The organism is Paraburkholderia solitsugae (assembly GCF_013177695.1).
In the GTDB taxonomy this organism is placed as follows: Bacteria; Pseudomonadota; Gammaproteobacteria; order Burkholderiales; family Burkholderiaceae; genus Paraburkholderia; species Paraburkholderia solitsugae.
In genome coordinates this window covers 23,908-50,838 of sequence record NZ_WOEY01000108.1, presented here as the reverse complement: position 1 = coordinate 50,838, position 26,931 = coordinate 23,908, and the positions used below count along the sequence as shown (strand labels likewise).

Below are 26,931 nucleotides of genomic sequence, written 5' to 3'. Positions count from 1 at the left end.
GAGGTACTCAATGCACTGAACGTGAAAAAACCGGTCGCCCCGCAGCAGCTCGCGCTGTTGTAGTGGCAATTTTTAAAATCGACATCAATAAAATCAGGTGCTTGCGCGATTAACTGTCGAACTCAGGAGCAAACGGACCGTCGCCTGTCTCAGGTCGAACAGCTGCTGTCCACGCGATGCGCTGCGCCGGTCGGCGACGCTGCTCATTCAGTTTGCCGAGCCTTCTGATCTGGCACGAAGGGAATCAAACGTTTCGAAAAAGCTATCTGCTGCAATTCCATAGGGGCCCGTCGAATGTCAATTATTAGACCATTGACCTGCAGCAGCCACACCGCAGGATTTTCAGCAAGTCGGCTAGGTAATGTCCATTCGTGCGACATTGGCCCAATTTTCAATATATCCCGGATTTCCTTGGATTTGCGCTGTCCGGTGCTCTCTGCAATTCCGAAGAATTCATAGATGATCTTCGGCTTACAGTGCGGCGTTTGCGAAGGGTCATCAAGAAAATTGACTCGTCCAACAGCATGGACGGCAGCAGCGGCCCAAACATTCTCCTCGCCCCGTAGCAAAGGCGACGGTCGCTTTCTAGCAAGCGTGCCGATGACACGGTGGATCACTACACGATATTCGTCATTGAGGTGCTTTTCGCAAAACGCGTCAGTGTGAGCGGTAATGGCGGAAAACTTCTCCGCCATGGACTTAGGAATTTTCTCAGTGGTGGACATGGTGGTTACCAAAAGACAACACCACGATTTTACAGATCGGCGGACTGAAGCCAAACGTTCCTTGGAAGTATTGGGCGCAACACGAGCGTCCGCTTGTGGCCGCACCCGGGCGAATCGGCTCGACCGGTTATCTGGATCTGACGGATGGACACAATATGTCTGTAAGGCCGATTAAACCCAGTTTCCCGCGCGTGATTGCTGAACTTGCGCGAACTTGCAGGAAAATTAAGCCCTAATCGCTGCAATGTACCGGCAGACGGGTTTAATTGGCCATAAGTCAAGACGTGATGGCCGCCGGCCGCGGCGACTTCCAGGGCGCGGCGCGCGCCGCGCTGGCCGATCACATCGGTCATGTCGGGGACGGCGGCGGGTGCGGTCTCGCTGAGGTCAGGTGCCGCGACAGGGTGGAGCCGGGCGTTGGGCGCTCCGGCCAGATGGGCGCACAACGATGGCAGATCGGTGGCGCCGTACACATCGACACCGGGGACGAGCGCCGCCTCGGCCGCGCTTGCAGCGGGCAGGTAGAGCTGTGGGGTGGATTGAGCGGACGTTTCGGGCGTCGCCGGTTCACCTGAAGTCATGCGAGCAGACGCCGAAGCAGGCACGCCGCCGAGTTCGCCGTGACAAGTACCGCTGCGGGCCGTGCCACAGGCCATCGCGAAAGCCCCGCGCATCGGCCGCAGCGCGCCGGTCAGTGACAGCTCACCGGCGAATTCACGGTGCAGGAGGGACTCGGCCGGAATCTGCCCGCTCGCTGCCAGAATGCCTAAGGCGATCGGCAGATCGAAGCGGCCGGACTCCTTCGGCAAATCGGCTGGCGCGAGATCCATAATGCGCCGCACGGGGAAATCGAAGCTGCAGTTCTGTAGCGCCGCGCGCACGCGCTCGCGGCTTTCGCGCACTTCCAGATCGGGAAGGCCGACGATGGAAAAAGAGGGTAATCCGTTCGCGAGGTGAACCTCGACGGTTACTTCGGGCGCGCGGCCAGAGGCCGGCGCGCGACTGCGCACCACGGCAAGCGACATGTTTTCTCCCGTCGGACGGCGCGCCGAGGGCGCGCGCGAATCCCCTAAAACGCTGATGACGTCACGGCTCGCTTGCCAGTGATGTGCAGCACTGCGCAGCTAAAGCGCCGCGCGCAAAGTCTTAGGACGTTTGCGTTGTGACCGGCAGCTTCTGCTCCAGCTCGGCAACGCGGCGCTCCAGTTCTTCGAGGCGCGCACGGGTGCGCACCAGCACCTGGGTTTGCGTATCGAATTCCTCACGCGTGACCAGGTCGAGCTTGGAGAAGCCCTGCGACAGCATGGCTTTCACGTTGCGTTCGACATCTTTGGCCGGCGAGTTCTTGAACAGCTCGCTCATGCGGGCCTGAAAATCGTTAAAGACATCGTTCGGTTGTTTCATGGCGTTCCCTTTGGTGCACAAAAAATGTGCATGTTTCGTTGCGTCTGTGCTTTGTCACGTGTAATGAGCCGTCTTGGTGCATGACCGGTTGACTGCCGCTGTCGCATGAGCCCGTTTGGTGCGCGCTCAAATGTTAAAAGCCTTCGAACACTCTAGCAACGATCCATGCGCCGCGCCAGCATGCCCCGCCAACGTTGGCCATCCAGCCAGGGCCGCCTGCGCCCCTTTTGCAGCGTGCCTGGAGGCGAAGTCTGACACAACTGGCACGCGAGTTGCTGTTACTGCCCGGCGCGCACTGCCGGCACCTTTTTACCGGCAGCGGGACGAGACCACGCGAGCGGGTTACGGGTACGCAAACAGGTTACGCAACGGGTTACGCAACTAAGCGAGGGATGTCATGAAACTCATTACCGCAATCATCAAGCCGTTCAAGCTCGATGAGGCGCGCGAAGCCTTGTCGGCCATCGGCGTCTCCGGCATCACGGTGACGGAAGTCAAAGGCTTCGGTCGTCAGAAGGGCCACACGGAACTGTATCGGGGCGCGGAATACGTCGTCGATTTCCTGCCGAAGGTGAAGATCGAGGCGGCTGTCTCGGACGACATCGTCGATCAGGCGATCGAGGCGCTCGAACGCGCGGCACGCACCGGCAAGATCGGCGACGGCAAGATTTTTGTCACGCCGATCGAACAAGTGATTCGGATTCGCACCGGGGAGACCGGCGCGGACGCTCTGTAATACCAAAACTCTGTAATACCAAAAGATAGCGACACAGATAGCGACAAGAGGAAACGAAGATGCGCAAATTATTGATGTCCATGCTGATGGCCGGTTCGCTGCTCGCGGGCGGTATCGGCGCCGCCCTCGCGGACGACGCTTCCGCCCCTGCAGCCGCCTCGGCCGCTGCTTCCGATACGACGGCGAGCGCGCCGGCGCCTGACGCTTCGGCCGCCCCTGCAGCCGCCGCGGCTTCGGCACCGGCCGCGGACGCGTCCGCCGCACCGGCTGCCAGCGCCGCAGCCGCACCTGATGCATCGGCCGCAGCCGCTGCCGCCGCACCGGCAGCGCCGACCGCGCCGTTCTCGGTCGATTCGTCGAAGATCAATTCGGGCGACACCGCCTGGATGCTGACCTCCACCGCGCTCGTGCTGTTCATGACGATCCCGGGTCTGGCGCTGTTCTACGGCGGCATGGTCCGCAAGAAGAGCGTGCTCGCGATCCTGATGCAAAGCTTCGCGATCACCTGCCTGGTGTCGATCGTCTGGGTCATTGTGGGCTACAGCCTCGCCTTCACGCCGGGCAACTCGTTCATCGGCGGCTTCTCGCGCTTCTTCATGGCGGGCATGAACTACATCCACGGCGACAAGGCCACGACGCTGACGGTCAGCCACCTCGCCCCGACGATCCCGGAAACGGTCTACGTCGTCTATCAGATGACATTCGCGATCATTACCCCGGCACTGATTACGGGTGCGTTTGCCGATCGCATGAAGTTCTCGGCGATGCTGGTGTTCATGACGCTGTGGTCGATCATCGTCTATTCGCCGATCGCGCACATGGTCTGGGAACCGACCGGCTGGCTGGCTAGCGCGGGCATCCTCGACTTCGCGGGCGGCACGGTGGTGCACATCAACGCCGGTATCGCGGCGCTGGTCTGCGCGCTGGTGCTCGGCAAGCGTGTCGGCTACGGCAAGGAATCGATGGCGCCGCATAACCTGACGCTCACGCTGATCGGTGGCGCCATGCTGTGGGTAGGCTGGTTCGGCTTCAACGCGGGTTCGGCGGTGGCGGCAGACGGCCGTGCCGGTTTCGCCATGTTCGCAACGCAAGTGGCAACCGCAGCAGCAGCACTCGCATGGATGTTCGCCGAATGGGCAACCAAGGGTAAGCCGTCGGTGCTCGGTATCGTGTCGGGTGCCGTGGCAGGTCTGGTGGCGATTACGCCGGCTTCGGGCTTCGTCGGTATGACGGGTTCGCTCGTGATCGGTATCGCGGCAGGCGTGATCTGCTACTGGTCGGCAACGTGGCTCAAGCACAAGCTCGGTTACGACGACTCGCTCGACGCGTTCGGCGTGCACTGCATCGGCGGTATCGTGGGTGCGCTGCTGACCGGCGTGTTCGCGGTCAAGGACATCGGCGGCTCGGACGGCAGCGTGATCCTGCAAGCCAAGGGCGTGCTGACGACGCTGATCTACAGCGGCGTGGTGAGCTTCGTCCTGTTGAAGGTCATCGACATGGTGATGGGCCTGCGCGTGACGGAAGAAGAGGAGCGCGAAGGTCTGGACGTGAGCCTGCACGGCGAACACGTCGAATAAGGATTCCCCTGCAAGTTCCAAGGCTTGCGGATCAGAATCAAGCGCAGCGACTTTGGCCCGCCTTTATGGCGGGCTTTTTTCTAGCCGCGCATCTTGTGAGCAGTAGTTTTCCGCGCCTATCATTGCGATAGCGAGAATGCATCCGCATCGGCTTGCGAATGGAGAAAGCGTCCCCAAATGGACAAAGCATTTGCTCTACAATCTTTTTTCTCCAGTCTGCGAGTGATCAATGGTTCCGCACCTAGTTACGGCGTTAAACGGCCCGCTGCTCGACCTCGAGCGGAAGATCCTCGACGCTACCCCCGCCATCGAACGCTGGTTCCGGCTCGAATGGCAGGAGCACACGCCGCCGTTCTACTGTTCAGTCGACCTGCGTAACGCGGGGTTCAAGCTTGCGCCAGTCGACACCAATCTGTTCCCCGGCGCATTCAACAATTTGCCGCAGGAAGTGCTGCCGCTTGCCGTGCAGGCCGCGATGGCGTCGATCGAGAAGATCTGCCCGGACGCGAAAAATCTGCTGGTGATTCCGGAGCGCCATACGCGCAACGCGTTTTATCTCGAGAATGTCGCCCGTCTGGCCGCGATCATGCGCCAGGCCGGCTTGAACGTGCGTTTCGGCACGCTCGACGAAAGCATCGTCGGGCCTGTCACGATTGCACTGTCCGACGGCCAGAAGCTCGTGCTCGAACCGCTCGAACGCACGCCGCGGCGCCTCGGCCTGAAGAATTTCGACCCGTGCTCGATTCTGCTGAACAATGATCTGTCCGGCGGTATTCCGCCCATACTGGAAAATCTGCACGAGCAGTATCTGCTGCCGCCGCTGCACGCAGGCTGGGCCGTTCGCCGCAAATCGACGCACTTCTCCTGTTATGACGACGTCGCGAAGAAGTTCGCAAAGATGGTCGAAATCGATCCGTGGATGATCAATCCGTACTTCGCGCATGTCGAAGGGGTGGATTTCCAGGAACGCACGGGTGAAGAAGCGCTGGCGGATGCGATCGACGGCGTGCTCAAGAAGATCGCCAAGAAGTACCGCGAGTACGGCATCTCCGAGAAACCGTATGTCGTCATCAAGTCGGATGCGGGCACGTATGGCATGGGTGTGATGACCGTGCACGACGCGTCGGAAGTGGCCGCGCTTACCAAGCGCGAACGCGCCAAGATGGCGGCCACCAAAGACGGTCTCGAAGTGCACGACGTGATCGTGCAGGAAGGCGTGTACACCTTCGAGCGGATCGGCGAGGAAGTCGCCGAGCCGGTCGTGTACATGATCGACCGATACGTGGTGGGCGGCTTCTACCGCGTGCACGGCAGCCGTGAGCGCGACCAGAATCTGAACGCACCCGGCATGCACTTCGTGCCGCTCGGCTTCGAACATACGGCCCTGCCGGATGCGCACGCCAAGCCTGGCGCGGCGGTGCCGAACCGCTTCTATATGTACGGCGTGGTGGCGCGACTCGGGTTGCTGGCCGCATCGGTCGAGCTGGAAAAGACCGATCCGGAAGCCATTCAGGTTTAAGCCACGCGAGGTGGACGATGGCGGCATGCGTGCCGCCATCGTCATTCTCAGCGACTATATTGACGATCAATGCCAAGCCCTAAGGGCGCACCGGAATCCCCATGGACATTCTTTTCATTGCCGATCCGCTCACGCAGTTCAAGATCTACAAAGATTCGACCTACGCAATGATGGCCGAAGCCGCGCGCCGCGGTCACACGCTCTACACGTGCGAGCCGAAGCATCTGGCGTGGACGGGCGGCGACGTCGAGGCGAACGTGCAGCGCTTTGCGATCGTCGGCGACGTGACGGATCTGCATCGCGACACCTGGTACGCCGCTGAAGCGGCCGCGCCAAAATCGCTGAAGCGTTTCAGCGCGGTGGTGATGCGCAAAGACCCGCCGTTCGATATGGAATACGTGACGTCGACGTGGCTTCTGGAAATGGCCGAACGCAGCGGCGCGCGCATTTTCAACAAGCCGCAGGCGATTCGCGATCACTCGGAAAAGCTGGCGATCGGCGAGTTCGCGCAGTTCGTCGCGCCGACTTTGGTGACGCGCGACGCAACCCGTTTGCGCGCCTTCCATGAAGAACACGGCGACGTGATCCTAAAGCCGCTCGACGGCATGGGCGGCATGGGCGTGTTCCGCGTGAAGGCCGACGGCATGAATCTCGGCTCGATCATCGAGATGCTGAGCCACGACGGCGCGCGCTCGGTGATGGCGCAAAAGTTCATCCCCGAGATCAAGGACGGCGATAAGCGCATTCTCCTGATCGGCGGCGAAGCGGTGCCGTTTTCGCTCGCGCGGATTCCTCAGGGCAATGAAGTGCGCGGCAACCTCGCGGCGGGTGGACTGGGCGTGGCGCGACCGCTCACCGAACACGACCGCAAGATCGCCGACACGCTCGCGCCGGTGCTCGCCGCGCGCGGTCTGTTGCTGGTCGGGTTGGACGCGATCGGCGACTGGCTCACCGAGGTCAACGTGACGAGCCCGACGTGTTTTCGCGAGATCATGGATCAGACCGGTTTCGACGTCGCAGCGATGTTCATCGACGCACTGGAGCGCGCGGCGGCTTGAAGCGCAACCCTTGAATGGCTGCCATGCCCCCCAAACTGTGTAGTAAATCCGCATCAAGCGAAACACCGGCTTTGGCGCGAAAATGGGCCTGATACAATGCCCGCTCTCCCGCGCCAAGCCGAATCGATGGCGTCTGCCGGACGCTCGAGGCATGGATTGCGGACTGTAAGCGAGCTGTTTTTCCGCACGCGCCGTCGCGACATCAGGCGCCGCGGGCCGCTCGTTAGATGATGCGTTCCGGCCCTCACGACCTACGGCCGGTCGAGGGCGCTTACGAACCGGGCTTCGTCCCGGTCCACGGTTCGGGGCCGTTCTTTTGCAGTAAGGCTGATATGGCAGGCATTCTGATCATTGCGCACGCTCCGTTCGCCACCGCGTTGCGCGATTGTATTTCGCACATCTATGGTGGCTTGCCGGCTCGTATCGGTGTGATCGACGTATCGCCGGATTGCGATCCCGCACAGCAGGTCGCGTTCGCGTATTCGGAAATCGAGCGGCTCAAGGAAGAAAACGGCGCACTCGTGCTCACCGACATGTTCGGCGCCACACCGGCGAATATCGCCGGGCGGCTCGCTTCGGTGCCGAACGTCCGCGTGCTGTGTGGCGTCAATCTGCCGATGCTGGTGCGCGCGGTCTGTTATCGCGCGACACCGCTCGACACGCGGGTCGACAAAGCGCTCGCCGGGGCTACCAAGGGCGTGCACGCAATCGGGCCTGCCACGCCGGCGCCGATGGCGCCAGCCGCGGGGTGCAGCGACTGTTTGCCGGCCTTGCCGCCTGAGGCCGCTTCCAGCGACTGTTTGTCCGCCTTGCCACCCGGCGCCGACCTGACTCAGAAAGGCGGCTCGACCGGGGTGTAAGCGGATCGCACGGCTTTAAACGATTGCGATCGGGGTGTCACCCGTTTGCAACTGGTTTGCAGTTTCACCTTTCACCACAACACTTACCCGCGCTTCGGACCATCACATGCTGCAACAGGAAACGACTATTGTGAACAAACTGGGGCTGCACGCGCGCGCGTCGGCCAAGTTGACGCAACTCGCGGGCAACTACCAGGCGGAAATCTGGATGAGCCGCAATGGCCGCCGTATCAATGCAAAGAGCATCATGGGTGTGATGATGCTGGCCGCGGGTATAGGCAGCACGGTGCTGATCGAAACGGAAGGCACCGACGAAAAAGAAGCCATGGACGCATTGTTGAAACTGATTGCCGATAAATTCGGCGAGGGTCAGTGAATTCGCGCATTCCCCTTGCCTGACGCAAAATGCCGCGGTTGTCCGCGGCATTTTTTTTAGCGCGTGACAATCGACACATGCATGAGCGGGGTGAGGGCGTACGAGCCGGTCGTGCTGGCGGCGCGTGGAGGGCGTTGCCGGAACGCAAGGCGGATGAAGGCACGTTGTCGTGGCCGGTTACGGTTTTTCGTGCTGCACTGCACACAGCCCTAACGTACTTGCAAAGGGCGCGGAATTTATAATGACAAAGAGAGTCTGAGAGCATTGCAGCGGTTTGCCGCGGCATCACACAACTAGAGGAGGTGCGCGTGTCCTTCACGCTGCATGGAATTCCCGTGTCACGCGGTATCGCCATCGGGCGGGCTTATCTGATCGCCCCGGCTGCACTTGACGTAGACCACTATCTGATCGAACCCGCCCAGATCGAGGGCGAGATCGAGCGCTTTCGCACGGCTCAGCAACATGTGCATTACGAGCTCGACACGTTGCGCGCCGATCTCGCGGCAGACGCGCCGAGCGAAATGGGCGCGTTCATCAACGTTCATTCAATGATCCTGAACGATGCCATGCTCGTGCAGGAAACCATCGACCTGATCCGCACCCGCCGCTACAACGTCGAGTGGGCGCTGACCGAACAACTCGAGCGCCTGTCGCGCCATTTCGACGATATCGAAGACGAATACCTGCGCGAGCGCAAAGCCGACATCCAACAGGTGGTCGAGCGCGTACTGAAGGCGCTCGCCGGCGCATCGGTGGCGCTGGTGGACGGTGTGCACGGTACCTGCGACGAGATGATCGTGGTCGCGCACGACATCGCGCCGGCCGACATGATGCAATTCAAAACGCAAACGTTTCAGGGTTTCGTCACCGATCTCGGCGGACGTACTTCACATACGGCGATCGTCGCGCGCAGCCTCGGCATTCCGGCCGCGGTTGGCGTGCAGCATGCGAGCCAACTGATCCGCCAGGACGACCTGATCATTGTCGACGGTGACCATGGCATTGTGATTGTCGATCCCGCACCGATCGTGCTGGAGGAGTATTCATACCGCCAAAGCGAAAAGGCGTTGGAGCAGCGCAAGCTGCAGCGGCTGAAGTTTTCGCCAACGCAAACACTCTGCGGCACACGCATCGAACTCTGCGCAAACATCGAACTGCCGGAAGATGCGCGCGCCGCGGTCGATTCGGGCGCGACCGGTGTGGGCCTGTTCCGCACCGAGTTCCTGTTCATGAATCACAAGCATCATTTGCCGGAAGAGGAAGAGCAATTTGCTGCCTATCGTCGTGCGGTTGAGTTGATGAACGGTTTGCCGGTGACGATCCGTACGATCGACGTTGGCGCCGACAAGCCGCTCGATTCGATGGCTGGCGGCGACGGCTACGAAACCGCACCGAACCCCGCCTTGGGGCTGAGAGCGATTCGCTGGAGCCTCTCTGAGCCGCAAATGTTCCTGACGCAACTGCGCGCGATTCTCCGCGCGTCGGCGTTCGGCAAGGTGAAGATTCTGATTCCGATGCTCGCGCACGCGCAGGAGATCGATCAGACGCTCGATCTGATTCGCGAAGCCAAGCGTCAGTTGGACGATGCCGGCATCACCTACGATCCGAACGTGCAGGTCGGCGCGATGATCGAGATTCCGGCCGCCGCGATTGCGTTGCCGCTGTTTCTCAAGCGGCTCGATTTCCTGTCGATCGGCACGAACGATCTGATCCAGTACACGTTGGCGATCGATCGCGCGGATAACTCGGTCGCGCATCTGTACGACCCGTTGCATCCGGCGGTGCTGCACCTGATCGCCTTCACGCTGCGCGAGGCGAAGCGGGCGGGTGTGCCGGTGTCGGTGTGCGGCGAGATGGCGGGCGATCCGGCGTTGACGCGTCTGTTGCTCGGCATGGGCCTCACCGAGTTTTCGATGCATCCGAGCCAGTTGCTGGTGGTCAAGCAGGAAGTCCTGCGCTCGCATCTGAAGACGCTCGAGAAGCCGGTGGCCGACGTGCTGGCTTCGTTCGAGCCGGAAGAAGTCCAGGCCGCGCTCAAGCGCGTCGTGCTGGCCTGAAACTGAAAACCGGTTGGGTTGAAATGGAAAACGCCGCACGTGTGCGGCGTTTTTCGTTCAATGTCTTGCCTGGGCTCAGGCCTGATGCGGTTGCCCGCATACTGGGCAATCCGACTGGCGCGCAATGCGCATCGTGTTCCATTCCATTCGCAGCGAATCGAGCATCGTGAGGCGGCCCACCAGCGGCGTGCCGATTTCGCCGATTACCTTTAGCGCTTCAGCCGCTTGCATCGAACCGATGATGCCAACCGTGGGCGCGAACACACCCATGGTCGAGCACGCGACCTCCTCGAACGGCTGATCCTCCGGGAACACGCACGCGTAGCAGGGCGACGCGGCGTCGCGGAAATCGAAGGTGCTGATCTGGCCGTCGAAGCGCAGTGCCGCGCCCGACACCAGTGGCACGCCATGTTTCACGCACGCCCGATTGATCGCGTGGCGCGTGGCGAAGTTATCGGTGCAATCGAGCACGACGGTGGCGTGCGGCACTTCGCGATCGAGCCACGCATCGTCGACGCGTTCGGCGACCGCGTTGACCACGACCTCAGGATTGATCTGGGCGATTGCCTCGCGTCCGGACTCCACCTTCTTGCGCCCGACCGACGCGGTCACATGCAGAATCTGCCGCTGCAGATTGGTCAGGTCGACCGTATCGGCATCGACCAGCGTCAAGCGGCCGACACCTGCCGCCGCCAGATACATTGCTGCAGGCGACCCCAAGCCACCCGCGCCAACGATGATCGCGTGCGCGTCGATAAAGCGCTGCTGCGCCTCGATGCCGATTTCGTCGACGAGGATGTGGCGGGAATAGCGGAGGAGTTGATCGTCATTCATGGCGGGGCGCGTGGAGTGTCGCGCAATGAAATGCAGGACCGGTGGCCTGCCGTGCGCGGTTTGGTTATTTTAATCGCGCGGGGAGCGAGTGCTCGTGCTGGTGCCGGGTATTGCAATGGGGACTGCCGCGTGTACCACTCCGTGCCTTCGCAGCATGTTCGACTGCGAAGGCACGTTGGGTTTGCTGCTTAGTTGCTTTGCGTGGCGGACGCCGGGGCCGGAATCGCTGCACCCGGCACCGGTTGCGTCGGCTTCACCGCGACCGGCGCGGACGCCGATGCTGCCGGCTTGTTCTGCGCCAGACGCCGCTCGGTCAGCGACTTCGATTCCAGCACCGGCTTGCCTTCCAGCTTGTTCAGCGCCTGTTGCAGCATGAAGTCGTCGGTCGAACCGAACTCGACCGGCTTGCGCTCACGATCCTTCTGACGCTGTTCCGGCGTCTTCTTGTCGTTCTGCTCTTCAAGCTGGCGCAGTTGGTCCATGCGCTCCTGTTCGCGCTGATCCGCTTCTTTCTTCTCGTTCGGATCCTGCGTGTTCGCAAGGTGGTTCGAGTAGTCGACTTCGCGGGTCACCAATGCGTCGTCCGGATCGCCTTCCGCGTACTGATCGACCGCGATGTCAGGACGGATGCCCTTGTTCTGGATCGAACGGCCGCTCGGCGTGTAGTAGTACGCCGTGGTCAGGCGCAGTGCCGTGTCGGCCGTCATCGGCCGGACGGTTTGCACCGAGCCCTTGCCGAAGGTGGTCTTGCCGACGATCAGCGCACGATGCTGATCCTGCAGCGCGCCCGCGACGATTTCCGAAGCCGACGCCGAGTAGGCGTTGGTCAGCACGATCATCGGCACAGTCTTGAAGATCGGCGCTTCGTCTTTCAGCGGATCGCTGTCGAACGATTGCAGCCGGTAGTTATCGTACGTGTCGCGATAGACCTGCTTCGAATCCGGAATCTGGCCATTGGTGGACACCACCACCGAATCCGACGGCAGGAACGCGCCGGCCACGCCGACCGCGCTTTGCAGCAGGCCGCCGCCGTTATTGCGCAGGTCGAGCACGAGACCCTTCAGGTTCGGCTGTTGACGGGCGATGTCTTGCAGCTTGGCAGCCAGATCAGGCGTGGTGCGCTCCTGGAAGCTGGTGACGCGGATATACGCGTAGCCCGGTGCCAGGATCTTCATCTTGACCGACTGGACCTTGATGATCGCGCGCGTCACCGTGAGCGGGAACGTACGGTCGTCCGTCTTGCGGAAGATGGTCAGCGTGACCTTGGTGCCCGGATCGCCGCGCATCTGCTTGACGGCCTGGTCGAGCGTCATGCCGCGCACGGGTTTGTCGTTGATGCGGGTGATCAGGTCGCCCGGACGGATGCCGGCGCGGAATGCTGGCGTGTCTTCAATCGGCGAGATCACCTTGATCAGGCCGTCTTCGGACGAAATTTCGATGCCGAGACCCGCGAAGCGACCCTTGGTCTGCTCCTGCAGTTCTTCGTAATCGGTCTTGTCGAGATACGACGAGTGCGGGTCGAGGCTCGACACCATGCCCTTGATCGCGGCGGTGAGGAGCTTCTTATCGTCGACCGGTTCGACGTACTCATGCTTGATTTGCCCGAAGACTTCGGCAAAGAGCCTGAGTTGGTCCAGCGGCAACGGCGCAACGGCGCTCGAGGCGGCGCTGGCGGGTTGCTGGGCCGAGGCGGAGAGTTGCAGGGTGGCGAATACGCCAGTAGCAAGGCCCGCGGCAATCAGGCCGATATTTTTCAGGTTCTTTCGCATAGAGTCTGTTGCGGTCGGAAGCGCGTGGCAGCGTCGATAGAGGTGGGGACGGACAAGTATAACTGCACACCCGCCCAGTCAGGGCGCAGCACAGGCAATCGTAATTCGACAGCATGGGCCGGACCTGGTTCGGGGGATCGGCGCTGCGGTGGTGAAGTAATGTGCGGTAACAGTCGAAGGCCTGCCGCCAGGGCGCGCTCGGGAGAGGCGGGCCACGCCGGCCCGACCGTCTTGCCGGCTGGCGCGGCCCGTTTGCCGCAACCCTGGTGCATTTTTCATCATAGGGCTGCGGCTAACGGACGGGTTTAGCCCGCCTTGCCTTGCTGGGCAACAGCGGCTTGCGCCTTCGCAATCGCGTCCTGGTCGCCCAGATAATAGCTTTTGATCGGCTTCAGGTTTTCGTCGAGTTCATAGACCAGCGGCACGCCGTTCGGGATATTCAGGCCGACGATGTCGTCGTCCGAAATATTGTCGAGGTACTTCACCATGGCGCGGATCGAGTTGCCGTGCGCCGCAATCACGACCTTGCGACCCGATTTGATGGCCGGCGCAATCGACTCGTTCCACAACGGCAGAACGCGCTCGACGGTGTCTTTCAGGCACTCGGTGAGCGGCAATTGTTCGCGCGGCACCTTGGCGTAGCGCGGATCGGTGTAGGGTGCACGGTCGTCCGACGGATCGAGCGCCGGCGGCGGCGTGTCGTAGCTGCGGCGCCAGACCAGCACCTGTTCGTCGCCGAATTTCGCGGCGGTTTCCGCCTTGTTCAGGCCCGACAGCGCGCCGTAGTGGCGTTCGTTCAGACGCCACGAATGCACGACCGGCAGATACATCAGATCCATCTGGTCCTGCACGTGCCACAAGGTGCGGATCGCACGCTTGAGCACCGACGTGTAGGCGATATCGAAGGTGTAGCCCGATTCCTTCAGCAGCACGCCCGCTTGTTGCGCTTCACGATTGCCCTTCTCGGTCAGGTCGACGTCGACCCAGCCTGTGAAGCGGTTTTCCTTGTTCCACGTCGATTCGCCGTGGCGGATAAGAACGAGTTTGTACATGAGATTGCCGGTCGGTAGTAAGGAAGCGGTAAAGCGTTGCGAGGGTCCTCTAAAGGAGCGTCGCCATCGCGTCAGACGGTTATTTTATAATGGGTGGATTGCCCTTTTCGATTTCTCTCTTTTTCGGCGGATTTTCCGTGAAGTTTTTCACTGATTACACAAACCTTGTACTGATCGCAATCGTCCTCATCTCCGGTGGGTTGCTGCTGTGGCCGACGATCAGCCGGCGTGGCCGCGGGGGCCTGTCGGCCGCTGAGGCGACCCAACTGATCAACCGGCGCAATGCAACGGTCATCGATCTGCGTCCGTCCGCTGATTTTGCCAAGGGCCATCTGCCCGCGGCGCGGCAGCTTGAATTTGCCGATTTGCAGGCGAAAGTCGCGCAACTCGTGAAGAACAAGAGCAACCCGGTGCTGCTGGTGTGCCAGACCGGCCAGCAGTCGAACAAGGCAGCGCGTATCGTGCAAGATGCCGGATACGCCGAAGTCCATGTTCTCGAAGGCGGTGTCGACGCCTGGCAGAGGGCCGGCATGCCGGTTGTGAAACAAGGAGCAGCCAAGTGAACAAAGTGATCATGTACAGCACGCAGGTGTGCCCGTATTGCCAGATGGCCGAACGTCTTTTAAAGTCGCGCGGCGTCGACCACGTTGAAAAGGTACTGATCGACAAGGACCCGGCCCGGCGTGAAGAAATGATGACCCGGACCGGTCGCCGTACGGTGCCGCAGGTGTTCATCGGCGAGACGCATGTCGGCGGGTACGATGACCTGTCCGCGCTCGATCGCGCGGGCGGTTTGACGCCTCTGCTCGAAGCTGCCTGAACAAAGCTGCCTGAACAAAGCTGCCTGAATTCATGCGCCAGCCGGCGCGTGAATGGGGCGGATGAAATACAAGCCGGTGCGCTCCCGCTTTTTCAGGGCGGGCAGTGCGCCGCAACGATCTGGCGGTCCGTGAAATCATGGGCCGCCGCCATGTATACCTATCAGGGAATCACTCAATCATGTCCGACGAGAATAACCAGCCGTTCTTCAATATCCAGCGCATCTACCTGAAGGACATGTCGCTCGAGCAGCCGAATTCGCCGGGCATCTTCCTTGAGCAGGAAATGCCGTCGGTCGAAGTCGAAGTCGACGTGAAGGCCGAGCGCCTCGCCGACACCGTGTTCGAAATCCTCGTGACGGGCACCGTCACGGCCAAGGTGTCGGACAAGGTTGCGTTCCTGATCGAAGCCAAGCAAGCCGGTATTTTCGACATCCGCAATATTCCGGCTGAGCAGATCGATCCGCTGGTCGGCATTGCCTGCCCGACGATCCTGTTCCCGTACCTGCGCTCGAACATCGCTGACGCGATCACCCGTGCAGGCTTCCCGCCGATCCACCTCGCCGAGATCAACTTCCAGGCGCTGTACGAGCAACGTCTCGCGCAAATGGGCGGCCAGGACGGCGCGGCGCAAAACGGCGTCACGCATTAACGCGTCCGTTCGGTGCCGGCTATGAAGGTCTCTGTCCTCGGCGCCGGTGCATGGGGCACAGCCCTCGCCGGCCACCTGGCCGCGCGGCACGACACGGTGCTGTGGGCGCGTGAACCCGCGCTCATTGCCGAACTCTCCGCTTCGCACGAAAACGCCCGCTATCTGGCGGGCGTGGCGTTGCCGCCGTCCCTTCGCTATGAAGCCGATCTGAACGCAGCGCTCGACCATGCGCTCGCCGACGACGCGTTATGCGTCGTGGCGACGCCCGTCGCCGGTCTGCGGGGTCTGTTCCGGGCGATGCACGACGCAGGCAAAGTGCCGGCGCATGTGGTGTGGTTGTGCAAAGGTTTCGAAGCCGACTCGCAGTTGCTGCCGCATCAGGTGGTCGCGGCTGAGCTGCCGGGGCATGGCAGTAACGGTGTGCTGTCGGGCCCGAGCTTCGCGCGCGAAGTCGGGCAGGGCCTGCCGGTCGCGTTGACGATCGCGAGTACGTCTTTGGCGTGTCGCGAGCGCACGGTTGCCGCGTTTCATCATGGCGCCATGCGCATCTATACCGGCGACGATATCGTCGGCGTGGAAGTGGGCGGCGCGGTGAAGAACGTGCTGGCGATTGCCACCGGTATTGCCGATGGCCTCGGCCTCGGTCTCAATGCGCGCGCGGCGCTGATCACGCGTGGTCTGGCGGAAATGTCGCGCCTCGGCGTAACGCTCGGCGGCCGGGCGGAGACGTTCACCGGTTTGACCGGCCTCGGCGATCTGATCCTGACCGCCACGGGCGATCTGTCGCGCAATCGCACGGTCGGCCTGCAACTCGCCGCGGGCCGTACGCTCGACGATATTCTCGGCGGCCTCGGTCACGTGGCCGAAGGCGTGCGTTGTGCGCAAGCCGTACTGGCGATCGCTCGCGCTCATGCGATCGAGATGCCGATCACGCAGGCAGTCTGCGCCGTGCTGTTCGACGGTGTGGCGCCCCGCGACGCCGTCAGCGCCCTGCTGCGGCGCGATTCGAAAGCAGAATAAGTCTCGTCTTTCAGCCGTTTGGCGCGGAAACGCGCTGAACGGCTGCCTGCCATCGCTGTCCCACGTCTTATCGACGCTTCGGACCAGCGAGGTTTCCCATGCTCAGTTTCGACAATTGCACGTTAGAAGCGCACGCGGTCGACATCACGACGCTCGCGGTGGACGCGATCGTCAACGCCGCGAATACTTCGTTGTTAGGCGGGGGCGGCGTGGATGGCGCGATTCACCGCGCGGCCGGCAGGGAATTGGTGCATGAGTGCGAGGCGCTCGGCGGCTGCGCGACCGGCGACGCGAAGATCACCGGTGGCTACCGCTTGCCGGCCAAACATGTGATTCACGCGGTTGGCCCGGTATGGCGGGGCGGTGCGCATGGCGAAGCCGATCTTCTCGCCTCCTGCTATCAGCGCTCGCTCGAGGTGGCGCATCAGGCGCATTGCACGAGCATTGCGTTTCCCGCGATTAGTTGCGGCATCTACCATTTTCCCGCCGACGAGGCCGTGCGGATTGCCGTCGGCACCGTACTCGAAACCTTGCCGCGTACGCCGAAGATCGCGCGTGTGGTGTTCGCGTGTTTCGACAATGCCATGCTCGCGCTTTACGAAGCCGAATTGAAACGCCGTCAGGCGCCGCCGTCGAAGCCGGTCTGACGCCACGCTTCGAACACCACCACGGCGACCGTATTCGACAGATTCAGGCTGCGGTTGCCCGGCCGCATCGGCAGACGCACGCGTTGTTCATTGGCGAATTGATCGAGCACCGTGTCAGGCAGGCCGCGCGTTTCGGCGCCGAACACGAACCAGTCGCCGGATTGAAACGCATGCTCGTGAAACCGGCCTGAGCCACGGGTGGTGAAGGCGAACATCCGCGCTGGATCGGGCGCTTCCTTCGCGACGAACGCTGCCCAATCGGCGTGCACGTTCATCTGCGCGTACTCGTGATAGTCGAGTCCGGCGCGGCGCAACTTGGCGTCGTCGAGTGGAAAGCCGAGCGGCTCGATCAGATGCAGTCGCGCGCCGGTGTTGGCGCACAGGCGGATGACGTTGCCGGTGTTCGGCGGGATTTCTGGTTCGACGAGAACGACATTGAACATGATGAGACCAGGTAGAGACTAGTTTTTCGGCGTGCGCAGGGCGACGAAGTTGGTGACGCGCCGCGCGCCGGCGGCTTTGAGCGTACGTGCCAGCGCTTCGAGCGTCGCACCGGTCGTCATGACGTCGTCGACAATGCCGATGTGCAGACCGTGCACCGGTTTGGCGACTTTGAATGCGCGGCCCACGTTTAACCGGCGCGCGTCCAGGTCGAGCCGTGATTGTGGCGCGGTGTGGATCACACGACGCAGCAAGGTGGCGTCGCTGCGCACATTCAGCGCGCGGGCCAATGGCCTGGCAATCTGCCAGGCCTGGTTGTAGCCGCGCTCGATAAGACGTTGGTTGGCCAGCGGCACGGGCGCGAGCACATCGGGTTTTTCGGATGCGTCTTTCCATGAGTCCCCCGCGAGACGAGCAAGGTGTCGCGCAAACTCGCGCGCCAGCATCAGCCTGGCGCGGAATTTCAGGCCGAGCGCCAGGGCGTCGAGCGGCTGGCGGTAGTCGGCGAGCGCAAAAGTCGCCTCGAACGGCGGCGGCTCGCCAATGCAATCCGCGCAGCGATATTGCGCGTGACCCGTTGGGCGCGTTCCGGACAAAGGGACCGCGCACACCGTGCATCGCAACCTGCCTTCGTTCCAATACGTCTCTTCACAACCGCCATACAACGTTTTGTGCGACAAATTGCCGCATAGCGCGCACAGGTTCGGCAGCGCCGCGTGCATCACATATGGCCACGCCGAATAGACGCCGCGCGCGAAACGCGCAAAACTCGCGGCCGGGCCGCCGGAAGACGAAGAATTTTTTCGGAATGGCACGATTGGACCGCCCGCGAAGGCCTTTCACGCTGAAGGGGAGGAAGCGAGCGAGTATACTTCGTGCTCTACGCCAGAACGACACCCATGCCCCCAACTTCGTCTCAATCTGGCCGTCCGGCCTATGATTCCCGGCGCCTCAGGCAGATTTTCGACCGCCGTGCAGCGACCTTCGACGACGTCGCGTTCCTGCCGCGCGAAATCGCGCAGCGCATGCGCGAGCGCCTCGACTACATCAAGGTCACGCCGGCGAGCGTGCTCGACGCCGGTTGCGGCGCGGGCGAAGACATCCCCGCATTGCGTGAACGCTTTCCCGAGGCGCCGGTGTTCGGCACCGACCTGTCGCATGGCATGCTCGCGCGCGCGCTGCGTCACGATTCCGGCGACACGAGCTGGCGGCGCTTTCTGCCGGCAACACTCGGCAAGGCGCTCGGCGCCCGCGGTCCGCGCTTCGCGCAGGCCGACTTCTCGGCACTCCCGTTCGCGGCCGGCGCCTTCGAATTCATCTGGTCCAATCTCGCTTTGCACTGGCACTCGCGGCCGGATCTCGTGTTTCCTGAGTGGCAACGGGTGCTGAAAGTGAGCGGCCTGCTGATGTTCAGCACGCTCGGTCCCGATTCGCTAAAGGAATTGCGCGGCGCCTACGCCGAGGTCGAGGCGGCCCACGGCGTTGCTTCGCGTAAGCATGTGATCGACTTTGTCGACATGCATGACCTCGGCGATATGCTGGTCGAGAGCGGTTTCGAGATTCCGGTGATGGACCAGGAAACGCTCACTATTACGTACAAGTCACCCGAGTCGCTGCTCGCGGACGTGCGCCGCTGGGGTGCCTATCCGTTTGAGCGCGAGGCCACCTCGAATGCCGTCGCGCGCAGGCTGCACAAGGCTTTGCTGGCGGCGCTCGAAGCCCGCCGGCGCGCCGACGGCACAATCGCGCTGACCTTCGAAGTGATCTATGGCCACGCCTGGAAAGCTGTGCCGCGCACCACGGCTGAAGGTCATGGGATCGTGCGGATCGAGGATATCGGGCGAGGTTCGTCGAGGAATCGGTGAGGAATCAATGAAGCGGTAAAGAGGACATCTGTTATGTCTGAAATTACCGCTTCAAAAGACGCGCGAAAGCGGTGTCAAAACAGCGCGGAGGCTTGTCGCACCTGGCTTGTGAGCCGATTGAGGCTTGCTTGTGGATGCTATGGATCGCGCCTATAATGCGTCAGTTTGTCGCCCGGAGTTCCCACATTTGGGGCGGCAGGCCCGAGGCACAGGGCTGCAACATGAAGTGGCGTGGCGGTGATTGAGTGGCCGCTAAGCGGTCGCGAGCAATGGCCGCAGGCGGCGATTGGTGACAGTCGGCAGGAGGCAGCGATGGAAGCATCAGATCTGCTGGCGGATTCGGAACCCGTTCTCAAAGACTGGACGATGAAGCGCAACTGTTCTTTATCGCCGCGGCAGTTTGTAGGTTTCTACGTATCGCTTGCGTTGTTCTCGTTGGCAATTGCTTTCATGCTGGTTCTGGTCGGCGCCTGGCTGGTGTTGCCGTTCACCGGTATCGAATTGCTGGCGGTGGGCATCGCGTTTGCCATATATGCGCGTCATGCTGTCGATTACGAGCGCGTCCGGTTGTTTCCGAACCGGCTTGTGATCGAGCAGGTCAGCGCCGAGCGGCTCACGCAGTTCGAATTCAATCCGCGCTGGGTGCGGATCGAACCGGGTGCAACGCCGCGTGACCAGATCAAACTGGTCTCGCGCGGCCAGACGATCATGATCGGGCAACATCTCGCGCAGTATCGGCGCGCGCAGTTCGCAGGCGAACTGCGTATGTGGCTCACACGGTGTTAGGCGTGTTGAGACGCGCGGCGTTCACGGGGAGCGCGAGACAGCCTGCCAGCGGGGTCGAGGGTTTGAATGGAAATTTTGGGTAAGGAAGCTATGAAAACAATCAAGCGAGCCCTCATGGGCGTGCTGGCGATGAGCGGACTGCTTTTCGCCGGTGCGGCCCTGGCAGTGGGCGATGTTCCGGGCGGCCCTGCCGTCAACGAGATCAATCTCCAGCCGCCTGCGACAAAAATCGCTGAGGAGCTCTTCAGCCTCCACATGTTCATGCTGGTTCTTTGCACGGTGATCTTCGTCGGCGTGTTCGGTGTGATGTTCTATTCGATGTTTGCGCACCGCAAATCGAAAGGCCATAAGGCTTCCCATTTCCACGAAAGCACCACCGTCGAAATCATCTGGACGATCGTGCCGTTCATCATCGTCGTGCTGATGGCGCTCCCCGCCACCAAGACCGTCGTGGCGATGAAGGACACCACCAACGCCGACCTCACCATCAAGGTCACGGGCTACCAGTGGAAATGGGGTTACGACTACGTGAAGGGTCCGGGCGAGGGCATCAGCTTCCTGTCCACGCTGGCCACGCCGCGTGCGGAAACCGATGGCCGCGAACCGATTTCCACCACGTATCTGCAGGAAGTCGACAATCCGCTCGTCGTCCCGGTCGACAAGAAAATCCGCATCATCACCACCGCGAACGACGTGGTCCACTCCTGGTACGTGCCGGCTTTCGGCGTGAAGCAGGATGCGATCCCGGGTTTCGTGCGCGACACGTGGTTCAAGGCTGACAAGACCGGCACGTTCCGCGGCTTCTGTACCGAACTGTGCGGCAAGGAACACGCGTTCATGCCGGTAGTGGTCGAAGTGCTGTCGGCAGACGACTACGCGAAGTGGGTCGATACGCAGAAGCAGAAAATGGCCGCTGGCCAGGACGACCCGAACAAGACCTACACGATGGCCGAGTTGATGGAGCGCGGCGGCAAGGTGTACGCATCGAACTGCGCGGTCTGCCACCAGCCGACCGGCAAGGGTGCAGGCGTATTCCCGGCGCTGGACGGCAGCAAGATCGCCAACGGCCCGATCGCCGAGCACGTGAGCATCGTGCTGAAGGGCAAGAACGCGATGCCTTCTTGGGCGCCGACGTTGAACGACGTCGAAATCGCTTCGGTCATCACGTTCGAACGTAATTCGTGGGGCAACCACACCGGCGACATTCTCCAGCCGAAGCAAGTGCTGGATGCGCGCAACGGCAAGCTGCCGGAAGGCGGCAATCATCTGGCCGACGCAGGCGCGGCAGCGAGAGGCGCGGGTGCTGAAGCTTCGGGCGCAGCGGCTGCCTCGGGTGCCGACGCGGCTGCGGCCGGTTCGGACAGCGCGGCAGCATCGCAAGCAGCGGCGTTGCCGGCAAACGTCTACTTCGAGACCGGCAAGAGCACGCTGCCGGCCGACGCGAAAGCGGCGGTCGACGCGGCCGCGGCCTACGCGAAAGCGCACCCGGACGCAAAGTTCACGCTGTCGGGCTACACCGACGCCACCGGCTCAGCCGAAGTCAACGCGAAGCTCGCGAAGACGCGTGCCGAAGCCGTGCGCGACGCGCTGAAAGCAGCCGGCATTGCCGAAGACCATATTATTTTGAAAAAGCCGGAAACGATCACGGGCGGCGGCGACGCGAAAGAAGCCCGGCGTGTCCAGATCAGCCCGGCTGCCTGACGTGTTCATGGTCAGCACCGCAGCATTCGTATTAGGAGATTGTCATGTCTAGCATCGGACACGATGTAACCGCGGGCCACGAGCACGTGCACGGCGACCATGCCCACGAAACGCCGCATGGCTGGCGTCGTTGGCTGTTCGCAACCAATCACAAGGACATCGGTACGCTGTACCTGATCTTCTCGTTCACCATGTTCCTCTCCGGGGGCGTGATGGCGCTGATGATCCGTGCCGAACTGTTCGAGCCGGGTCTGCAGATCATGCGCCCCGAGTTCTTCAACCAGTTGACCACCATGCATGGCCTGATCATGGTGTTCGGCGCGATCATGCCGGCCTTCGTCGGCTTCGCGAACTGGATGGTGCCGCTGCAGATCGGCGCATCGGACATGGCTTTTGCGCGGATGAACAACTTCAGCTTCTGGCTGCTGCCGGTGGCTGCGGTGTTGCTGGTCGGTTCGTTCTTCGCACCGGGCGGCGCGACCGCCGCGGGCTGGACGCTGTACGCGCCGTTGTCGACGCAGATGGGCCCGGGCATGGACTTCGCGATTTTCGCGATCCACTTGATGGGTGCTTCGTCGATCATGGGCGGGATCAACATCGTTGTGACGATCCTGAACATGCGCGCACCTGGCCTCACGCTGATGAAGATGCCGATGTTCGTCTGGACGTGGCTGATCACCGCGTACCTGCTGATCGCCGTGATGCCGGTTCTGGCGGGCGCGATCACCATGGTGCTGTTCGATCGCCACTTCGGTACGTCGTTCTTCAACGCGGCAGGTGGCGGCGACCCGGTGATGTACCAGCATATCTTCTGGTTCTTCGGGCACCCCGAGGTGTACATCATGATCTTGCCGGCGTTCGGGATCGTGTCGCAGGTGATCCCGGCGTTCTCGCGCAAGCCGCTGTTCGGCTATAGCTCGATGGTGTACGCAACCTCGTCGATCGCGATTCTGTCGTTCATGGTCTGGGCGCACCACATGTTCGCGACCGGCATGCCGGTGACGGGCCAGCTGTTCTTCATGTACGCGACGATGCTGATCGCCGTGCCGACGGGTGTGAAGGTGTTCAACTGGGTCGCGACGATGTGGCGCGGTTCGCTGTCCTTCGAAACGCCTATGCTGTTCGCGGTCGGCTTCCTGCTGGTGTTCACGTTCGGCGGTCTGTCGGGTCTGATGCTCGCCATGGCGCCGCTGGATATCCAATACCACGGTACTTACTTCGTGGTGGCGCACTTCCACTACGTTCTAGTGGCGGGTTCTCTCTTCGCGTTGTTCTCCGGGTGGTACTACTGGTCGCCGAAGTGGACCGGCTGGATGTACAACGAAACGCGCGGCAAGATCCACTTCTGGGCGTCGATGTTCTTCTTCAACCTCGCGTTCCTGCCGATGCACTTTGTAGGTCTCGCAGGTATGCCGCGTCGTTACGCTGACTACCCGGCTCAGTTCACCGACTGGAACCAGGTGATCTCGATCGGCGCATTCGGCTTCGGTCTGGCACAGGTCTACTTCCTGTTCGCGGTTGCACTGCCGGCTTACCGCGGCGGTGGCGAGCACGAAAAAGCGGGCGACAAGCCGTGGGACGGCGCAACGGGCCTCGAATGGACCGTGCCGAGCCCGGCTCCGTTCCACACGTTCGAACACCCGCCGACCGTCGAGTAATCGGCGTTCAGTGAGGTTGCCGGTTCCGGCGGTGGCGTGTCAATCGCCGCCAGAACCAGGCAGCCACGCGAGCAGTGGAGTGGCGACACCCCGTAGTCACGAAAGTATTCAGAAAGTCGAGCATGACGCGCAATCCTCAAGAAAGACGTACACCAGAGCAGATTCGCGCGGGCAACCGGCGGATAGGTCTCGTGATGTTTGTCATCGCCGCGGCGTTTTTTGCGAGCGTCATCATTCATCAGAAGTGGTTCCCCTGAAGCAGTGGTTCAAGCCTGCGCACAGGTTTGTTGAGGATTGAGATGTCGACGCAACCGCCGGCTCAGGCCGATCGCTCTTTTAACCGTTCGATGCTGATCAAGCTGTTCGTCGTCGCGTTGATGATGTTTGGCTTCGGCTTCGCACTGGTGCCGATGTACCGCGCAATCTGCGAGGTCACCGGCATTAACAACCTCGTGCAGCGTGATGCCACGGTGCGCGAGGCGAAGAATACGCAGGTCGACATGAGCCGCACGATTTCGATCGAATTCGATGCGAACGCGCGCGGCCCGCTGGGTTTCAAACCGGAGCAACGCAGTCTCGACGTGCATCCCGGCGAGGTGACCACCGTGATGTACGAGGTCAGCAACGAACAGGCGCGCACGATTCAGGCGCAAGCCATTCCAAGCTACGCGCCGAAGCAGGCGACCGAGTACTTCAAAAAGATCGAGTGTTTTTGCTTTACGCAACAGACGTTGACTGCGAATCAGACCAAGCGGTTGCCGGTGGTGTTTGTGGTCGACCCGAAGTTGCCGAAGGATGTGAAAACGATCACCTTGTCGTACACGTTCTTTGAGTTGAATACGCCGGCAGCAGCGACGGCCGGAGGCACGGCGCCCACGGCCAATACGGCGGCAACCACCGCCAATCCCGCCTGACGGCGTAAGTCGCCGGCGAAGGAAGAAGACGTAATGAGCGATAGCAACGGCGGCCCACGCAAGAGCAGTTTTGGCCAGTCGATGAAAGCCGTGTTCTGGTCGTTTTTCGGGGTGCGCAAGCGTCGTGATCTGGAAGCGGACGCAACCCAGTTGAACCCGCTGCATGTGCTTGCAGCCGCGCTGATCAGCGTAGCCATCCTGATCGGGGTGCTGATTCTGATCGTGCACGCCGTAGTGGGTTGAGCCGGCAGATGGACGTGTAGGACAGGGCGAAGCAGAGCCCACGAATTAGAGTGAAGCGGTGCGGTATCGACGCGCCGCCGAAGATACAGCCGGAGATTCCGGAACAACTGGACTGAAGTGGAGAATCAAGAATGAGCGGTCAAAACGAGAGCCCGTACTATTTTGTGCCGCATCCGTCGCGGCATCCGATCAGCGCCGCTGCCGGGTTGCTGGTCATGCTCGGATCGCTTGCGGCATGGATCAACGAGCATGACTGGGCGCCGCTCGGCGTCGCCGTGGGTCTGCTGTGGTTGCTTTATACGTTGTGGCACTGGTTCGGCGACGCGATCTCCGAGTCGGAAGGCGGCATGTATGGCAAGAATGTCGACAAGTCGTACCGCTGGAGCATGAGCTGGTTCATCTTCTCCGAAGTCATGTTCTTCGGCGCTTTCTTCGGCGCGCTGTTCTATGCCCGTGAAATCGCGCTGCACCAACTCGGCAGCCTCGACTACAAGTTGATCTGGCCGGATTTCTCGGCGGTGTGGCCGAACAACGGACCGGCCGCGCTGGTCTCGACTTTCAAGTCGATGCAGCCGTGGCCGGTGCCGACTATCAACACGGCACTGCTGCTGTCATCGGGCGCTACGTTGACGGTTTCGCACCATGCACTGCGTGAAGATCATCGCAAGAAGGCGATCGTCTGGCTGGCCGCTACCATTGTGCTCGGCGTCTGCTTCCTGTTCCTGCAAGGCTTCGAGTATTACCACGCGTACAACGAACTCAACCTGACACTGTCTTCGGGCGTGTACGGTTCGACGTTCTTCCTGTTGACGGGCTTCCACGGTTTCCACGTGTTCCTCGGCGGTACGATGCTGACGGTGGTGCTGGTGCGGTTGATCCGCGGCCACTTCACGGCAGAGCATCACTTTGCATTCGAAGGCGCCGCCTGGTACTGGCACTTTGTGGACGTGGTGTGGCTTGGGCTGTACGTCGTCGTGTACTGGCTGTAACGCAGTCTGGCCTGCCTACGTACTGGAAACCGGCCGGTTTCCGGAATGTGCGCAGGCCGTTCGCGCATCGCCTGTCAAGGGCGCGGCGCACGAGCAGTACGCGAGTTATGCAGCGCCGCCCTCGACCCTGTCAGGGCGGCGTTTTGTTTGGTGAGTTTGGTGAAGTGAAGTCTTTTCCGCCGAGCTCAACGCCCGTAAGGAATACCGGTCGACTGAATCCAACCCATCCAGTGAGCGAACAGGATGAACAGGAACAGCGAGATCGACAGGCCCACCCGCGTGGCGAGCGACCAGACCATCCGCTTGGTTTTGCCCTTGTCATGCATCATGAAATACAGCGCCGACACCATGCTGGCGATGATCAGGACGAAGGCGATGGGAACGAGAATGTGCATGGAACCAACTGAAACCAGAAAGCGCAGAGGCAAGACGTTTATTATCGCACCGCGCGCTGGCGTCTGCCGTACGTTCCAGGCGCGGCCGCAAGCGGTGGTGGAGTGCGTCCGATGAAGTTCCGCCTGGTTCCCGCACTGTTGATTCTGTTTGTCATCGTGGTGACGGCGCGGCTTGGTTTCTGGCAGCGCGATCGCGCGCATCAGAAGGAAGCGCTTGAAGCGCACATCACGCAGTTCGAAGACGCGCCCGCGCAGCCTGTCAGCGCTACGCCGGTCGACCTGAAGGACATCGAATTCCATCGCGTGAAGGCGCGCGGCAGTTTTGTCGCGGATAAAGTCGTCTATCTGGATAATCGCCCGTATAACGACCAGCCGGGCTTTTACGTCGTGATGCCTTTTAAACTGGCCGACGGCGGTTATGTGCTGGTCAATCGCGGCTGGTTGCCGCGCAACATGAGCAATCGCGAGACCATCGCGCCGTACGCGACGCCGCTAGGCGAGATCGAAATCGAAGGCATTGCGCGTGCCGATGCCTCGCGTGCTTTCGAGTTGGGGCAGGGCGGATCGGACGCGCATCAGAAGATCCGCCAGAATCTGGATACGGCGTCCTACGCGGTGGAAACCGGGCTGCCGTTGCAATCGTTCGTGATCCAGCAATTGAGCGACGACGGCGACAAACTGGTGCGCGACTGGCCGGCACCGACGAGCGGCGTCGAGCGCAACTATGGCTACATGTTCCAGTGGTGGGGCATGGCGGCCGCGGCCCTCGTCTTCGGCCTGTACGCCGCGCGCCGCGCCGCGAAGAAAGAGCACGCGCCGGGCGCATAACGCATCA

The 26,931-nt window shown here is 61.7% G+C and carries 29 protein-coding genes and 1 pseudogene; 21 read left to right on the top strand and 9 right to left on the bottom strand.

Annotation, left to right across the window (positions count from 1 at the left end):
* Positions 1 to 203: 203 nt before the first annotated feature.
* From GNZ12_RS27415 to GNZ12_RS27405, 3 genes and pseudogenes are all read right to left on the bottom strand, one after another.
* A complete protein-coding gene (locus tag GNZ12_RS27415) occupies positions 204 to 725 on the bottom strand; it encodes a DUF6398 domain-containing protein (protein WP_172315317.1) in 522 nt (173 codons plus the stop codon).
* Positions 726 to 973: 248 nt separating this feature from the next.
* Positions 974 to 1,750 (bottom strand): annotated as a pseudogene (locus GNZ12_RS27410) (magnesium chelatase domain-containing protein); the annotation flags it as partial.
* A gap of 121 nt (positions 1,751 to 1,871) precedes the next feature.
* Entirely contained in the window at positions 1,872 to 2,129 is a 258-nt protein-coding gene (locus GNZ12_RS27405; RefSeq protein WP_074285568.1) for an accessory factor UbiK family protein, read from the bottom strand.
* A 397-nt stretch (positions 2,130 to 2,526) separates the two neighbouring features.
* On the opposite strand from GNZ12_RS27405, the gene GNZ12_RS27400 reads away from it, so the two are divergent.
* The 7 genes from GNZ12_RS27400 (at position 2,527) to ptsP (ending at position 10,312) form a co-directional block, all read left to right on the top strand.
* Positions 2,527 to 2,865, top strand: coding sequence for a P-II family nitrogen regulator (locus GNZ12_RS27400; RefSeq protein WP_006048089.1), 339 nt, complete (start codon positions 2,527 to 2,529; stop codon positions 2,863 to 2,865).
* Between the two features lie 59 nt (positions 2,866 to 2,924).
* Complete coding sequence (locus tag GNZ12_RS27395) at positions 2,925 to 4,442, top strand: ammonium transporter (RefSeq protein ID WP_172315316.1); 1,518 nt, start codon at positions 2,925 to 2,927, stop codon at positions 4,440 to 4,442.
* A gap of 229 nt (positions 4,443 to 4,671) precedes the next feature.
* Entirely contained in the window at positions 4,672 to 5,961 is a 1,290-nt protein-coding gene (gene gshA / locus GNZ12_RS27390) for a glutamate--cysteine ligase (RefSeq protein ID WP_172315315.1), read from the top strand.
* 101 nt (positions 5,962 to 6,062) lie between these two features.
* Positions 6,063 to 7,019, top strand: coding sequence for a glutathione synthase (gshB, locus tag GNZ12_RS27385; RefSeq protein WP_172315314.1), 957 nt, complete (start codon positions 6,063 to 6,065; stop codon positions 7,017 to 7,019).
* Positions 7,020 to 7,351: 332 nt separating this feature from the next.
* Positions 7,352 to 7,879, top strand: a complete 528-nt coding sequence (locus tag GNZ12_RS27380; protein ID WP_172315313.1) for a PTS sugar transporter subunit IIA — start codon at positions 7,352 to 7,354, stop codon at positions 7,877 to 7,879.
* A gap of 106 nt (positions 7,880 to 7,985) precedes the next feature.
* Positions 7,986 to 8,255, top strand: coding sequence for an HPr family phosphocarrier protein (locus GNZ12_RS27375; RefSeq protein ID WP_054035732.1), 270 nt, complete (start codon positions 7,986 to 7,988; stop codon positions 8,253 to 8,255).
* Positions 8,256 to 8,563: 308 nt separating this feature from the next.
* Positions 8,564 to 10,312 (top strand): phosphoenolpyruvate--protein phosphotransferase, encoded by a 1,749-nt coding sequence (ptsP, locus tag GNZ12_RS27370; protein ID WP_172315312.1) that lies wholly within the window; start codon positions 8,564 to 8,566, stop codon positions 10,310 to 10,312.
* Between the two features lie 75 nt (positions 10,313 to 10,387).
* Here the strand turns inward: ptsP and GNZ12_RS27365 are convergent, their stop codons facing one another.
* The 3 genes from GNZ12_RS27365 to gpmA all read right to left on the bottom strand — a co-directional run bounded on the left by GNZ12_RS27365 (position 10,388) and on the right by gpmA (position 13,967).
* Entirely contained in the window at positions 10,388 to 11,146 is a 759-nt protein-coding gene (locus GNZ12_RS27365; protein ID WP_172315311.1) for a HesA/MoeB/ThiF family protein, read from the bottom strand.
* 188 nt (positions 11,147 to 11,334) lie between these two features.
* Entirely contained in the window at positions 11,335 to 12,915 is a 1,581-nt protein-coding gene (locus GNZ12_RS27360; RefSeq protein ID WP_172315310.1) for a S41 family peptidase, read from the bottom strand.
* A gap of 305 nt (positions 12,916 to 13,220) precedes the next feature.
* Positions 13,221 to 13,967: a 2,3-diphosphoglycerate-dependent phosphoglycerate mutase gene (gene gpmA / locus GNZ12_RS27355; RefSeq protein WP_172315309.1), complete on the bottom strand. Its 747-nt coding sequence runs from the start codon at positions 13,965 to 13,967 to the stop codon at positions 13,221 to 13,223.
* Between the two features lie 137 nt (positions 13,968 to 14,104).
* Here gpmA and GNZ12_RS27350 point away from each other — a divergent pair, with 137 nt between their 5' ends.
* From GNZ12_RS27350 to GNZ12_RS27330, 5 genes are all read left to right on the top strand, one after another.
* A complete protein-coding gene (locus tag GNZ12_RS27350) occupies positions 14,105 to 14,530 on the top strand; it encodes a rhodanese-like domain-containing protein (protein ID WP_172315308.1) in 426 nt (141 codons plus the stop codon).
* Entirely contained in the window at positions 14,527 to 14,787 is a 261-nt protein-coding gene (grxC, locus tag GNZ12_RS27345; protein WP_172315307.1) for a glutaredoxin 3, read from the top strand. Before GNZ12_RS27350 ends, grxC begins: the two co-directional genes overlap by 4 nt.
* A 179-nt stretch (positions 14,788 to 14,966) precedes the next feature.
* Complete coding sequence (secB, locus tag GNZ12_RS27340; protein ID WP_007179465.1) at positions 14,967 to 15,437, top strand: protein-export chaperone SecB; 471 nt, start codon at positions 14,967 to 14,969, stop codon at positions 15,435 to 15,437.
* Between the two features lie 21 nt (positions 15,438 to 15,458).
* The gene (locus tag GNZ12_RS27335) at positions 15,459 to 16,457 is read left to right on the top strand and encodes an NAD(P)H-dependent glycerol-3-phosphate dehydrogenase (RefSeq protein ID WP_172315306.1); all 999 of its coding nucleotides are present in this window, start codon (positions 15,459 to 15,461) and stop codon (positions 16,455 to 16,457) included.
* Positions 16,458 to 16,555: 98 nt separating this feature from the next.
* A complete protein-coding gene (locus GNZ12_RS27330) occupies positions 16,556 to 17,104 on the top strand; it encodes an O-acetyl-ADP-ribose deacetylase (protein ID WP_172315305.1) in 549 nt (182 codons plus the stop codon).
* Here the strand turns inward: GNZ12_RS27330 and trmL are convergent.
* Both trmL and GNZ12_RS27320 read right to left on the bottom strand, forming a co-directional pair.
* Positions 17,077 to 17,547 (bottom strand): tRNA (uridine(34)/cytosine(34)/5-carboxymethylaminomethyluridine(34)-2'-O)-methyltransferase TrmL, encoded by a 471-nt coding sequence (trmL, locus tag GNZ12_RS27325; protein ID WP_154564601.1) that lies wholly within the window; start codon positions 17,545 to 17,547, stop codon positions 17,077 to 17,079. The genes GNZ12_RS27330 and trmL overlap by 28 nt on opposite strands.
* An 18-nt stretch (positions 17,548 to 17,565) precedes the next feature.
* The gene (locus GNZ12_RS27320) at positions 17,566 to 18,267 is read right to left on the bottom strand and encodes a ComF family protein (protein WP_172315319.1); all 702 of its coding nucleotides are present in this window, start codon (positions 18,265 to 18,267) and stop codon (positions 17,566 to 17,568) included.
* Between the two features lie 177 nt (positions 18,268 to 18,444).
* Between GNZ12_RS27320 and GNZ12_RS27315 the strand changes: the two genes are divergently transcribed.
* The 8 genes from GNZ12_RS27315 to GNZ12_RS27285 all read left to right on the top strand — a co-directional run bounded on the left by GNZ12_RS27315 (position 18,445) and on the right by GNZ12_RS27285 (position 25,701).
* Positions 18,445 to 19,410, top strand: a complete 966-nt coding sequence (locus GNZ12_RS27315; RefSeq protein ID WP_172315304.1) for a methyltransferase domain-containing protein — start codon at positions 18,445 to 18,447, stop codon at positions 19,408 to 19,410.
* A 312-nt stretch (positions 19,411 to 19,722) separates the two neighbouring features.
* Positions 19,723 to 20,196, top strand: a complete 474-nt coding sequence (locus GNZ12_RS27310) for a DUF2244 domain-containing protein (protein ID WP_172315303.1) — start codon at positions 19,723 to 19,725, stop codon at positions 20,194 to 20,196.
* Between the two features lie 66 nt (positions 20,197 to 20,262).
* Positions 20,263 to 21,897: a cytochrome c oxidase subunit II gene (gene coxB, locus GNZ12_RS27305; RefSeq protein WP_172315302.1), complete on the top strand. Its 1,635-nt coding sequence runs from the start codon at positions 20,263 to 20,265 to the stop codon at positions 21,895 to 21,897.
* Positions 21,898 to 21,941: 44 nt separating this feature from the next.
* Positions 21,942 to 23,555: a cytochrome c oxidase subunit I gene (gene ctaD, locus GNZ12_RS27300; RefSeq protein ID WP_074285552.1), complete on the top strand. Its 1,614-nt coding sequence runs from the start codon at positions 21,942 to 21,944 to the stop codon at positions 23,553 to 23,555.
* A 122-nt stretch (positions 23,556 to 23,677) separates the two neighbouring features.
* Positions 23,678 to 23,812 carry a cytochrome oxidase small assembly protein gene (locus GNZ12_RS43960; protein ID WP_216356503.1) on the top strand — a complete coding sequence of 45 codons (135 nt, stop codon included), beginning with the start codon at positions 23,678 to 23,680 and terminating at the stop codon, positions 23,810 to 23,812.
* 42 nt (positions 23,813 to 23,854) lie between these two features.
* Positions 23,855 to 24,469, top strand: coding sequence for a cytochrome c oxidase assembly protein (locus tag GNZ12_RS27295; RefSeq protein ID WP_172315301.1), 615 nt, complete (start codon positions 23,855 to 23,857; stop codon positions 24,467 to 24,469).
* Between the two features lie 33 nt (positions 24,470 to 24,502).
* Positions 24,503 to 24,712 carry a DUF2970 domain-containing protein gene (locus GNZ12_RS27290; protein WP_074285550.1) on the top strand — a complete coding sequence of 70 codons (210 nt, stop codon included), beginning with the start codon at positions 24,503 to 24,505 and terminating at the stop codon, positions 24,710 to 24,712.
* 131 nt (positions 24,713 to 24,843) lie between these two features.
* A complete protein-coding gene (locus GNZ12_RS27285; RefSeq protein ID WP_172315300.1) occupies positions 24,844 to 25,701 on the top strand; it encodes a cytochrome c oxidase subunit 3 in 858 nt (285 codons plus the stop codon).
* 185 nt (positions 25,702 to 25,886) lie between these two features.
* Here the strand turns inward: GNZ12_RS27285 and GNZ12_RS27280 are convergent, their stop codons facing one another.
* Entirely contained in the window at positions 25,887 to 26,096 is a 210-nt protein-coding gene (locus tag GNZ12_RS27280; protein ID WP_007179452.1) for a twin transmembrane helix small protein, read from the bottom strand.
* A 111-nt stretch (positions 26,097 to 26,207) separates the two neighbouring features.
* On the opposite strand from GNZ12_RS27280, the gene GNZ12_RS27275 reads away from it, so the two are divergent.
* Complete coding sequence (locus GNZ12_RS27275) at positions 26,208 to 26,924, top strand: SURF1 family protein (protein WP_172315299.1); 717 nt, start codon at positions 26,208 to 26,210, stop codon at positions 26,922 to 26,924.
* The last annotated feature ends 7 nt before the right edge of the window (positions 26,925 to 26,931 follow it).